The organism is Salmonella sp. SAL03688 (assembly GCF_046551895.1).
Classification (GTDB): domain Bacteria; phylum Pseudomonadota; class Gammaproteobacteria; order Enterobacterales; family Enterobacteriaceae; genus Salmonella; species Salmonella enterica.
In genome coordinates this window covers 104,305-117,635 of sequence record NZ_JBGDVI010000002.1, presented here as the reverse complement: position 1 = coordinate 117,635, position 13,331 = coordinate 104,305, and the positions used below count along the sequence as shown (strand labels likewise).

5 protein-coding genes are annotated in these 13,331 nt (G+C 54.4%); 1 reads left to right on the top strand and 4 read right to left on the bottom strand.

What is annotated here, in order from left to right; genetic code table 11:
• The first annotated feature begins 89 nt into the window (after positions 1-89).
• On the top strand, positions 90-1,421 hold the full coding sequence (gene argA, locus ACLJR2_RS02355; RefSeq protein ID WP_057516991.1) for an amino-acid N-acetyltransferase: 1,332 nt from the start codon (positions 90-92) through the stop codon (positions 1,419-1,421).
• 102 nt (positions 1,422-1,523) lie between these two features.
• On the opposite strand, the gene recD is transcribed toward argA, so the two are convergent.
• The 4 genes from recD to recC form a co-directional block, all read right to left on the bottom strand.
• Positions 1,524-3,359: an exodeoxyribonuclease V subunit alpha gene (gene recD, locus ACLJR2_RS02350; protein WP_000155148.1), complete on the bottom strand. Its 1,836-nt coding sequence runs from the start codon at positions 3,357-3,359 to the stop codon at positions 1,524-1,526.
• The gene (gene recB, locus ACLJR2_RS02345) at positions 3,356-6,901 is read right to left on the bottom strand and encodes an exodeoxyribonuclease V subunit beta (protein ID WP_001000523.1); all 3,546 of its coding nucleotides are present in this window, start codon (positions 6,899-6,901) and stop codon (positions 3,356-3,358) included. Before recB ends, recD begins: the two co-directional genes overlap by 4 nt.
• On the bottom strand, positions 6,894-9,782 hold the full coding sequence (gene ptrA, locus ACLJR2_RS02340; RefSeq protein ID WP_001534265.1) for a pitrilysin: 2,889 nt from the start codon (positions 9,780-9,782) through the stop codon (positions 6,894-6,896). Before ptrA ends, recB begins: the two co-directional genes overlap by 8 nt.
• Positions 9,783-9,959: 177 nt before the next feature.
• Positions 9,960-13,331: an exodeoxyribonuclease V subunit gamma gene (recC, locus tag ACLJR2_RS02335; protein ID WP_000946838.1), complete on the bottom strand. Its 3,372-nt coding sequence runs from the start codon at positions 13,329-13,331 to the stop codon at positions 9,960-9,962.

Here is a 13,331-nt window from a genome sequence, read left to right as displayed (position 1 = left end):
GGACCGCATAAAATTTACGCTTGCACAGAGGGCAAAAACAGAATAAAAATACACTAATTTCGAATAATAATTCACTAGTGGGGCGCGCAATGATAAAGGAACGTAAAACCGAACTGGTAGAAGGGTTTCGCCATTCAGTTCCCTATATCAACACCCATCGCGGAAAAACCTTTGTCATTATGCTCGGCGGCGAAGCCATTGAGCATGACAATTTTTCCAGCATCGTTAGCGATATCGGGCTACTGCATAGCCTCGGTATTCGCCTTGTCGTGGTGTATGGCGCGCGACCGCAAATCGACGCCAATCTGGCCGCGCATCATCATGAACCGATTTACCACAAAAACACGCGGGTGACGGACGCCAAAGCACTGGAGCTGGTGAAACAGGCCGCCGGTTTACTCCAGCTTGATATTACCGCCCGTCTGTCGATGAGTCTGAACAATACGCCGTTGCAGGGCGCGCACATTAATGTCGTCAGCGGCAATTTCACCATTGCGCAGCCGCTGGGCGTTGATGATGGCGTGGACTACTGTCATAGCGGCCGTATCCGGCGCATTGATGAAGATGCGATCAACCGCCAGTTGGATAACGGCGCGATCGTTCTGATGGGGCCGGTCGCCGTCTCAGTGACCGGCGAAAGTTTTAATCTGACCTCAGAAGAGATTGCCACTCAACTCGCCGTTAAATTGAAAGCGGAAAAAATGATCGGGTTCTGTTCTTCTCAGGGCGTTACCAATAGCGAGGGCGGCATCATTTCTGAACTCTTCCCGAATGAAGCGCAGGCGCGGGTGGAAGAGTTGGAAGCGCAGGGCGACTACAACTCCGGAACCGTACGTTTTTTGCGCGGCGCGGTAAAAGCCTGTCGTAGCGGCGTTCGTCGTTGCCATCTGATCAGCTATCAGGAAGATGGCTCGCTATTACAGGAACTGTTCTCGCGTGATGGTATCGGTACGCAGATCGTCATGGAGAGCGCCGAGCAGATCCGCCGCGCCACCATCAACGATATTGGCGGTATTCTGGAGCTTATCCGCCCACTGGAACAGCAGGGCATTCTGGTACGCCGTTCCCGTGAACAACTGGAGATGGAGATCGATAAATTTACCATTATTCAGCGCGATAATATGACTATCGCCTGCGCGGCGCTGTATCCTTTTGTGGAAAAGAAAATAGGCGAAATGGCCTGCGTAGCGGTACATCCGGATTATCGCAGCTCATCGCGTGGAGAAGTGCTTCTGGAGCGGGTTGCCGCCCAGGCGCGGCAAATGGGGCTGCGTAAATTGTTTGTGCTGACGACGCGCAGTATTCACTGGTTCCAGGAGCGCGGTTTCACGCCTGTCGATATTGAGTTACTGCCTGAGAGCAAGAAAAAAATGTATAACTATCAGCGACGTTCAAAGGTGCTGATGGCGGATTTAGGGTAACGAGGGGGGCCTGATGGCGCTGTGCTTATCAGGCCTACGCTCGAAATCATCATTTGGAGGCCGGATAAGACGCTACGCGTCGCCATCCGGCGAGAACTCGTCTTATCCGGTACGACCGACTTCATCAAATAAGGTGGCTAATCCGCTGCGCCGCTCCGTACGCGTCACAATCGCGCCTGCCAGGATCCGTTCATCGGCATACAGCGATAACCGCCGCCGCGCCCGCGTAACAGCGGTATACACCAGCTCCCGCGTCACGACCGGCGAACGTTGGCTGGGTAAAATCAGCGCGGCGTGATCAAATTCAGACCCCTGTGATTTATGTACCGTCATCGCCCAGGTTGTATCATGTTCCGGCAGACGGCTGGGCTGAACGGACTTGATCGTGCCGTCCGGCATCACAAACCAGACGCGTAACCCCTGCCCGCGATCGAGCGCAATACCAATATCGCCGTTAAATAGCCCCAACGCGCTATCGTTGCGCGCAATCATTACCGGACGCCCTTCATACCAGCGAGAGTGCGGGTGCCGCTGAATTTTTCGTTGCTGCACCATCGCCTGCTCAATGCGGTCATTCAGTCCCCTCACGCCAAATGGGCCTTCACGCAGCGCGCAAAGCAGTTGATACTCATTGAAAGCCTGAAGGATTGCCTCCGGCGTCGCTTTCTCATGCAGCAACCGCAGGTAGCGACCATAGCCCGCCAGCGCTTCATCCAGCATCCCGGCATAATCGTCGCTGCTTTGCAATGTACGCTTCTCTATATCGCTAAACCCCTGCTGAAAAACAGCCTGGATTGCCGACCTGTCGCCGCAGTTAATTGCCGCCGCCAGCTTGCCGATGCCAGAATCGCTGCCGAAACGGTAGCTCTTTTGCAACAAACAGAGGCTATCGCGTAAAGACGCGGCTTGCGTTCCGGCCCCCGCCGGAATAGCGCTCCCTGTTAGTCGACTTAGCTGTCGGGCGCGTTCCGCCGTAAACCCTGCGTTGACATAGGCGCAAATATCGCCCAACACAGCGCCCGCCTCAACGGATGCCAACTGATCGCGATCGCCAAGAAAAATGACCCGCCCGTGCGGCGGCAGAGCGTCAATCAAACGTGACATCATCGGCAAATCAATCATTGATGCTTCATCGACCACCAGCACGTCCAGATGCAGCGGGTTGCCCGCATGATGGCGTAATCGCTGGCTGCCGGGCTGTGCGCCTAGCAGTCGGTGCAGCGTACTGGCGTCCTCCGGTATACGCTTTTTCTGCGCATCGGTAAGTGGAAGCTGACGCAACGCCGCGCCGAGCGACTCCGTCAGGCGTGCGGCCGCTTTCCCGGTCGGCGCCGCCAGCCGGATACGGCAACGTTCGCCATCCGCCATTTGAATTAATGCCGCCAGCAGCTTCGCGACGGTGGTGGTTTTACCGGTGCCGGGACCGCCTGAAATCACGGAGATACGGCGAGTTAGCGCTACGGCGGCGGCCACCTTTTGCCAGTTCACCTCGTCTGTCGGAGGGAATAGCGCGTCCAGAATACGGGATAACTGATCTTCATCTACGGCGATGGCCTGGTTAACCTCGTTAAAAAAGCGCGCAACCGTACGTTCGTTGCACCACATGCGATTCAGGTAGAGACGCTCGCCGCACAGAATTAACGGCGCGGGGCTATCGCCGCAGCTAACCGCCGCAGACGCCAGTAACCGCTTTTTCCAGTCGATTGGCGTAGGCGTTTCGCTTATCCAGGCGACCAGTAAGGGATGCGCCTCCTCCGTTAACGTTAAACGCGACAACGGCAGACACACGTGACCTTCACCTGCGTCATGACTAAGCAGCGCTGCCGCCAGCGTCACGGCGGGATCGTCGTTACCGGCGACGGTTAAAGCAAACTGGGCATCAATGGGCCGTAAGAGTTTTTGTTCAACGGCCTCCAGCAACCGCTCCTGGATTGTCATTGCGCCTCCTCACTCATTTCACCTGCAAACATATCATCCAGTTGGTTAATTAACGCCGCCGCAGGACGAGTGGTAAAAATACCCTGCTGCGGACGTTCGCTATCCACCCCGCGTAAAAAGAGATAGATGACGCCGCCGAAATGGCGTTCATAGTCGTAATTCGCCATTCGATGACGAAGGTAACGGTGCAATGCCAGCGTATAAAGCTGGTACTGCAAATCATAGCGATGCGCCTGCATCGCCGCAGCCATCGCCGTCTGGGTATAAGCGGCGCTATCCTCGCCCAGCCAGTTAGATTTATAGTCGAGCAGGTAATAGCGCCCCTCATAACGGAACACCAGGTCGATAAAGCCCTTTAACATGCCGCGAACCTGCATGAAATCCAGCGCAGGGCAACCTGCTGAAAGCGGGTCGTATCGACGAATCAACGCATCCAGCTCTCCGGCGGTAAGCGGCTGGGCAATCGGCAGATAAAACTCCATTTCGACCTGTTTTTCACGCTCGGTCAGCACGCTCAGACTAACGCCCGTCTCGTTAAGGGGAACGTGCAACACGGTGTCCAGCCAGCGGGTAAGTACGGGCTCCCATCGCGTTTCAAAACCACTCAGCTCCAGTTTTTCCTGTACCCATTGGGGGTTTATCGGTTGAGTAAAATCAAGCTCTTCAAACAGGCTGTGCAAAAATGTTCCCGGCGATGCCCCGCGAGGAAAGTGATGCGGCGTCATTGCCGGCGCTTCCGCCGCTTCGCCAACGCCTGCGGCGTCAATGTCGAGACGAGGAATAAGATCTTGCGCCACGCTATGTCCCCGCTGCTGCAAACCGGAATAACTGGTGACGCGCCAGCTATCATAAAGCAAACGTTGCAGCGTTCTGGCGCTGAGTTCCGCGTGCGATGCAGCGGCAATTTGCCAGCGGTCGTTATCCGTATTGCCTGGCGTTCGACACACGATATCCTCGTCGCATAGCGCCTCAATACAGGCGCGAAGGCCTGCGGCATCCATCGGTTCGCCTTTTTGCAGGAGTCGCCCAAGCGCGCTTTGGTGCACATCCGTCTCGCCTTTCTTATCGCTGCGACGCCGTACCAGCGGCGCGACGCCGAGGCTGCAATGCCACACTGCACGGGTCAGCGCGACATAAAGTAGGCGCAGGTCTTCCGCCAGGCGCTCGGCTTCCGCCAGTGCTATGCTCTCTTCGGCGTGACTAAGGTCCAGCACCGCCTCGTAGGAGTGCCTGTCGTGATAAAAAGCCTGGTCCTGCACGCGGAAATGGGTGATAAAAGGTAACCAGACCAGCGGGTATTCCAGACCTTTCGATTTATGAATGGTGACGATTTGCACCAGATGCTTATCGCTTTCCAGACGTAGTTGCTGGCTGGAAGCATTGCTATCGGGTTCAAGGATATGCTGCGCCAGCCAACGCACCAGCGCATGTTCGCTTTCCAGCTGCGAACCGGCTTCCTGTAACAGCTCGCTAATATGCAAAATATCCGTCAGCCGACGTTCGCCTCCCGCCGTCGCCAGCAGGTTTTCAGCAATATTGCGCGCCGACATTAGCGCGCGCAGCATAGGCATCACGCCGCGTTTATGCCAAATCTGCCGGTAGCCATCAAACTCTTCGACAACCGTATCCCACGCATTTTCATCATTGTTAAGCGTTTCGATATCCAGCGCGGTAAGGCCCATCATTGATGTCGCCAGAGCGCTACGCAACGTATTTTCACGTTCGGGCGCCATCACCGCCTGCAACACCCACAGCATCTCCTGCGCTTCAAGCGTTTCGAATACGCTGTCGCGGTTAGAAAGATAGACGGAGGGGATCGCCAGTAAGGTCAGCGCATCCCGTATCAGCGCGGCTTCCCGCCTGCTGCGCACCAGCACGCTGATATCCGAGGCACGAACGGGCCGCGACGAATCGCCGTTCGTCAGCAGCGCGTCGCCCGTTTGCCCGGCACGCAGCCAGTCGCGAATTTGCGTGGCGCACACCTGCGCCATATAACTTTGATAATCGCCCGAACCGCAGCTTTCCCCCTCCATTAGCCACAGGGTCATCGCCGGTTGAGGCGCGTCATTCACTTTAAATTGCAGCGACTGGTTTCTGGGCGCAAACTTTACCGGACTGAAGGGAATATCGCGGAACATAAAGGCGTCGTTCATCTGACTGAACAGCTTGTTAACGCTATTCACCATCCCCGGCGCGGAGCGCCAGTTAGTGTCAAGGGTATAGTGCGCGCTCACTTCGCTGCGGGCCTTCATGTAGGTAAAGATATCCGCGCCACGAAACGCATAAATCGCCTGTTTAGGATCGCCAATCAGCAATAGCGCCGTATCGGGTTGATGTCGCCAGATACGGCGAAAAATACGGTACTGTTGTGGGTCGGTATCCTGAAATTCATCGATCATCGCCACCGGAAAACGGGTACGAATCGCCGCAGCCAGCGCCTCGCCGCTTTCACTACGCAGCGCGGTATCTAAACGGCTGAGCATATCGTCAAACCCCAGCTCGCCGCGCCGGCGTTTTTCCTGAGCCACCGTTTCACGGATCTCTGAGAGCGCTCGGGTAAGAACCAGATCTTTAATCGATAACGGTTCGCCCAACAGGTTATCAATGGCGACAAACAATGGGTGCTGGGGCGTCACGCCGCCAGCTTTGGTGCGCTCAGCTAAAAAACACTGTGAAAATTTTCCCAACGCCTCGGGTAATTGATAATTTTTGGTCTCTTCTTGCGCCCACGCGGTGATCTTTTCGATCCATTTCGCCTGATTGCCGCGGTTGAATTTTCTGCGATCGATGCCGGATGATTCGATCAGCGCGTCCAGCTCGCTAACCGCCTCACACCACTGCTGCTTCACCTGGTTGATGCGCGCCAGGATCTGTTCATGACGCGATGCCAGCGTCTCCTCCTGCGATGGCGGCGCTTTAATGACCGGCGCTTCGCCCTGCAGATAACGATCGATATCCTTTAAGAGCGCCTTCGGTCCCTTCCACACGTCAAACACCACCTGCGCGATGTCGCGCGGCAGCGGATAGCAATGACGCCGCCAGAAATCGGCGCAGGCCTGATAACGCAACAAAGATTCGTCTTCAATAAGCTGTTGCTCAAACAACATACCGGATTCGAAAGCGTTCAGGCTGAGCATACGCTGGCAAAAACCGTGGATGGTAAAGACCGCGGCCTCGTCCATTTGTCGTTCCGCCAGTAATAACCACTGCGCGGCCTGCTTTTTGTCGCTAATTTCTTCCAGCAAGCGGGCATACAGCGGATTATCCGTGCTTTCCCGCAGACAGGCGATGCGCAACTCATGGATATTACTGCGGATTCGCCCACGCAGCTCTTCAGTGGCGGCCTCCGTAAAGGTTACCACCAGCAGTTCTTCAACGGTCAACGGACGGGGAAATGCGGCACTGCCGCCTAAACCGAGCAATAACCGCAGATACAGCGCCGCGATAGTAAACGTTTTGCCTGTGCCCGCTGATGCTTCAATCAGACGCTCGCCTGTCAGGGGCAAGCGTAGAGGATCAAGAGTCTCGGCGACATCATTCATTCTTTTCGCTCATTAGAGGTAACGTTTGCTGCAATGCGCTGACGTTATCCCACACTTTCCAGCCTGTCGGATGCACGTATTCTGCTTTTCCATTCTGGCTACCGGCAATCTGTGACAATATTGCCATACCTTGTGGTTCCACCACCGCCTGGTGGAAGAAGTCGGCAAGCTTTTGTGGCGTCAGCAATTTTATCTGAGCGATGATTTTATCACGCGAGTCAAAGCGCATATTACCCCGATCGAAATCCTTGCTTAAACGGGATGCTTCTTCGCCCAACGTTTGCGGCGCCTGGCGCATTTGCGTAATGATCGCCTGCTGAATTTGGGCGAACTCTTCCGGCTTCATCGCCCTCAGCTTCGCCTCGGCGTCAGGGAAAAATGCCTGATAGCGTTGCCACAGGTAAGAGGGCTGTTTATCGTTGCTCTGTAGCAGGAATCCCATTCCCCACTGACGGCCAACGCTCATCGGAAAGGCGAAAACGGCGTATCCCAGTTGCTCTTCGGTTCGTAGCTGATTGTAAAACCACGGTTGAACAATCTGACCTAACATCGCGCTGTAGGCGGCGCTGACGTACTCGTCGTAGCCGACCGGGACAAAGACCGCGGCTAACGCGGAGTCGGTGCTACTGCCCGCTTTTTCAAATATTACGGACTGCTTTTTCTCAACCACCACGTCTTTGTTACGACACCACGCCGATCCGTTCGCCGCAAGCTGTTTTTGAACATCTTGCGCCAGAGAGGTCGCCTGGGCTTCGCTCATATTTCCTATAACCAGAAATTCCGGACGAGCGCCCGTTTTTAACGCATTACGATAGGCCATCACCTCTTTTAACGTAATGGACGGCAGCAAAGCGCGACGTTCATCACGGGAAAAATAAGGCACCTGCGAAATCATCTGCACTGGCATAATCGCCTGTTCGTAGGCTTTTCCCTTCTCCGCAGAATCCATCATCTGCGTATACCAGGATTTCGCCTGCGCCAGCTGTTCCTCCGTGGCGTCGTAGCTAAAATATCCTTCCAGCAGCGCCAGGAAAAGCTGCGGCAAACGCTGGGTATAACCGTTCGCAGTGACCATCAGACCATTGTTGGCGTTAGTGGAAAAGCTAATGCCGCCCACTGCCGCCTGGTTGCTGAGCTGATCGAGCGCCATTCCCGCCAGATAATCATTAAGGGCGAACAGTACCTGATTGCGGGCGCTGTCCATCGCCTGCGGGTTACGCAATACCACGCTCACGTCAGCTTTTGGCTCGCTGGCGAAATAACGACTCGGCGCATAAACCACGCGCAAATCCGCTTTATCGACAATCAGTTCTGGCCGCACGTAGTTTTTGTCATTCTTAACAAGCGTAAAATCATCAGGAATATAGGGGTTTAACTCCGGTAGCGACAACGCAATGCCCTGTGCTTTTTGCTGCCAGTTTTTAAACGTCTGTTCGCTAATCTTATCGACCTGATAAGGCGCATCCACAAAATACGCAATCTTATTATGGGGTTCCTGGGGACTGATGTACCAGATGCGCGCATTCTGCGGCGTCATCATCGCCAGGCGATTTTTGATAGCGGCAGGATCGTAACGATCGGCGATATTCGCCGCATCCAGCGTATGCGCTACCGGGACGCGGATCATAGTGTCCGCCAGCCATTCGACATAGTCCATATCGCGGGTAATCGACGGATAGCGGAAGTCGAGATCCAGCACATGCGCCAGCTCGTCAAAGTAACGTTTGTCTATCCCTTTTTCACGTAACGTATTGAGATAGCTGAAGATAGCTGCGACAACTTCATCACGATTGGCCAAACCTTTATCAGTCAGCGTTGCCGAAATGGCAAATACGCCGCTGTTACCATTAACAATCGGATCGGAATCCGCGCTAATACCTTCGACCAGTCCTTGTTTTTGCAGCCAGTCAGAGAGCGTCCCCGGGCTACGATTGCCAATCAGATAAGAGACCAGTTCATCGGTCTTGCTGCGGAACTGCGCGCTATTGTTATCAATACGAAACTCCACGCGCAGCACTTTACGCGGTAGCGCCGGCACGTAATGAATAATGATGCCCTTCTGCGCCTCGGTGATGACAGGTACGTTAATTTCCGGTTTTTTAATCTCTTTATTCGGCACGCGACCATAGGTTGCGGCGGCAATACGCGCCAGTTCCGGCAAGGGTTTATTACTGTAAATCACCGCCTTCATCAGATTAGATGAATAGTATTTTTCATGAAAAGCGATCAACGCCTGTTGCACCGGATTTCCCGGCTTATCGCTTAGCGTTTCCAGATTGCCGCCAGAAAAGTGCGAGCCTGGATGCGCCGGGTTAATGGTTTCGGCGCTTACCTGCGCCATACGCATACCGTCGCGGGTGCGCGCCATCGTCAGCTCGGCATTCACCGCATTTCGTTCGCGTTCGGCGTATTTTTTATCGAGCAATGGCGCGGCAATGGCGTCGGCCAGGCGATCTACGGCGCCTGGAAGCGCGTCGTTTTCAACCTCCAGGTAGAAGGCTGTTCGATAAGGCGCGGTGCTGGCGTTGTGGCTACCGCCATGTCTTTTAAGGTATTCGGCAAGGCTATCCGCCTGCGGATATTTTTTTGACCCCATCAGGCACATATGCTCAAGATAATGAGCAAGCCCCTGATGAGCCTCAGGATCTTCAAGCGATCCAACGGGCACCACTAACGCAGAAAGCGACTTTACAGCCTGCGGATCGGATACCAGCAACACCACCATGTCATTATCAAGACGTATCGCCTGATACTGCCGGGTATCTTTATCGCTTTTACGGATAGTTTCTTGCAGCGGTTGCCAACCGATATCCGCCTGAACTGCAGGCCCCCAGAGGGCGACCAATAACAATAACGCTTTGAACCAGGTGCTGCGGGGCATTCACGGACCTCATCATTAACTTTCATTCCCACTCATCTGTATGGTCACGTAAACCATCGACCTGAGCAGAACGGGATATTATTGTGCTGAACCAGGCAGCATCTTTTTATCAGTAATCAGTCCGTGACGAAGAGCGCATCATAGTCGAAGCCTTTTAATTGCGCGATTTTCATACAATCAACGAGACTGATTAAAACGAAACAGCGGTAACAGGTAATGCCGGGACTGCGCAATGATAGCCTGCAACGTTTCAGATTCCAGCTGACGCCAAAGACGTTGATACCAGATATCTTCGCCTTCGCCGCTCACCATCATGTTGCCTTCATAAGCCTGTAAAAACTTTGTCCTGGCCTTCTGTAAGGTATCATCGTCGTCTAACATGACATCATTTTCAGCGTCATAACAGGCTTTTATCCATGCGCCGCCGCTTTCCGGCAGTACCAATAGCGGAGAAGACATGCCTTCCCGGTAGCCTTCAATCAGTTGCGCCAGGTAAGCCATTGCCTGCGCTTTATCAAGTGGCGGAAATCGCCACTCTCCCTCTTTGCGCAAAAACAGGCGACTTTCGCCACTCCCGCCGCTGGCACAATAGACAAGGTGTTCCAGCCAAAGTTGCACACCTTGCGCAACGCTGATTAAAGCGGGACGCCAGCGCAATAATCCATCCTCCTGTACCTGCGGTAGCCAGCCGGTTAGCTGAACGCCATTGCAAAGCAGATCCACTTCCAGGCTTTGGCTCGGCTTACGACAGGCGATAACCCGGCTTGCCAGTTGCTGCATCTCCTGACATTGCGCATCCCAGAATATTTCGCCAAACGCGCCGTAAGGCAACTCTCCCGCAGCCCGGAAACGGCGGAACAAGCGTTCGGCGTCGTCCTCTTCAACCAGCGTATTGAGCAACTGTTGGTTAAGTTGATATCGCGTCAATCCCTCTAATTCAAACGGTTCCGCATCAGGAATCTCACTCTCTTCCGAGCGGAAATTAACCTGAAGCCGCATCTGAAAAAATGCGCGTACCGGATGGGCCCAAAAACGCTGCAGACTTTCCAGAGTCAATGTTTCCGGCATCGTAAAAGGAAGCGGCTGCACAAAGTCAGAATGCGCTTTCCCCGACTGACTCGCCGCAGGCAACCACTCTCTGGCATAACTTTGCTGTTCGCCGGGTTGGTAATTTTGCGCATCAAAAGGCATACGGGTATGCAGACGCGTAATATGCGCTTTGACTCGTGCTTCGCTCTCATCACAGGTCAGCGTTTCGTCGCCCGGCAAATAGTGGCTTTGTCCGATGTAATCCACCAATTCTTGCACCAGTACAGAGGGAAAGCGTTCGCTATTATCCTGGATGGAGCGACCGATGTAGCTGATATACAGCGTCTGCTGCGCCGAGATTAACGCTTCCAGAAACAGGTAGCGGTCATCGTCGCGACGGCTTCGATCCCCGCGCATGGGTTTTTGGCTCATCAGGTCAAAGCCCAACGGCGCAAGCTGGCGCGGGTATACGCCGTCGTTCATTCCCAGCAGGCAAACGACTCTGAACGGAATGGAACGCATCGGCATCAGCGTACAAATATTGATGGGGCCCGCCAGGAAGCGCTGGCTAATACGTTCCTGATCCAGACGCTGCGCCAGTTCATCCCGCAGTAGCGAAATTGGTACCGCGTCGCCATATTCCGCCGCGACGCCTTCGGCGATAATGGCCTGCCACTGCTGTTCAATCAATGTCATTGCCGCTTCCGTGTCCGCATCGGGCAGGAAGAAATCATTGAGCATATCGCGACAAACGGGCAGCCACTCTTCCAGCGGTCGCTCCTGCGCCAGACCGCGCCGCCAGATATTAAGCTGCATCAGCAGCGAAGCCAGATGCCCGACCAGCTCAGCAATCAGACCGCTGGATTCGTCATAAGGCAGAACCGACTGCCACTCGCCCTGGGCGCTTTCCATCGCATACCCCAGCAGCATACGCGTCAGGCCAAATTGCCATGTATGCTGCCCCGTGGCAGGAAGCTCCAGCTCGCGTACGTTGTCATCGTCAATTCCCCAGCGAATGCCTGACTCATTGACCCACAAGCGCAAATAACGCAGCCCTTCTTCGTTGATCGTAAAGCGGGCAGCCAATACCGGTACGTCTAACAACGCCAGAACATCCTCGGAGACAAAGCGGCTGTCCGGTAACGAAAGTAGGCTGATAAATGCCTGTAACACCGGATGTGACTGACGCGCCCGCCGATCGGAAATGGCATAAGGCAGATAGCGCTCCGTTGGCGCGCTACCAAATACCGCCTGGATAAACGGGCTATAGCTGTCAATATCAGCCACCATAACGATAATGTCGCGCGGCGTTAGTGTCGGATCGGCTTCCAGCATCGCCAGCAGGCGATCGTGCAGTATTTCCACCTCGCGCTGCGGGCTGTGACAAACGTGAAAAGAGAGGCTGTTATCCTCAGGATCGAGCAGACGCTTATTGTCGCTGCGCGAATACTCCTCAAGATTTACGCCCGCCACCGCATGGCTTTCCAGTTCAAGGATATCCGCCTGAATCCGATGCAAAAGATTATCTGGCGTAATATCAACAAACGCATCCAGCTCCTGGCTGTTTTCCAGTTCAGATAGCAGGTAGATATAATCCCGTCCCAGTTTTCCCCATGAGGCCAGTAGCGGATTACCGATATCCTGTTCACCGTCGCTGTTAAATAAGGCTTCCGGATTCTGGTTTTCACGGAACAACGGTAAATGACGGTCTTCAAAAGTGTGACGACGCTGGCGAGCCAGGAGTTTTGCCAGCCAGGCTGGGTCTTTAATATCCCCCCAGTAATACCGACACGGATTAGTAAAAAGGAGATGGATTTCAATATGTTTACCCAGCGCCTGCAATGCTCTGAGATACACTGGCGGTAACGCGGAAATACCGCAAATAAAAACGCGGGACGGCAACCCTGGCGGGCAGGTGGTCGCGCTTTCCAGCGTTTGAATAAAGCGTTGGTAGAGATTGGCGCGATGCCAGCGCGGCTGCCCCAGCGCGGCGGTATATTCCACCAATGCTTTCCACAGCGGCGCCTGCCAGTTTTGCGCCTCCCCCAGACCTTCCACGGTTTTTCCCGCTTCCCACTGCGTAAGCCAGTCAGGCCGATAAACCAGATACTGATCGAACAGGTCGGCGGCGCGCGCGGAAAGCTGAAAGAGTTTGCGTTTATCGGTGTCGTCGGTCAGATAATGGCGCAGCAGTACAAACTCATCCTTATCCAGCAACTGCGGCAGCAAGGTCATCAGTTTCCAGCTCATGCTTTGTTTGCTGAAAGCGCTTTCTTTGGGAATATCCGGCAACACGCGAACAAACATCTCCCAGATAAAACTCGCCGGTAACGGAAAAGCGATATTCGCCGCAATACCAAACTTTTGTGAAAGGGTCATCTGCAGCCACTGCGCCATGCCCGTGCTTTGTACCAGAATCATTTCTGGTTCAAAGGGATCATCCAGCCGCTCGCGTTCGACGATGAATTCCATCAACGCTTCCAGCACATCCAGACGATTGGAGTGGTAGACCCTTAACAT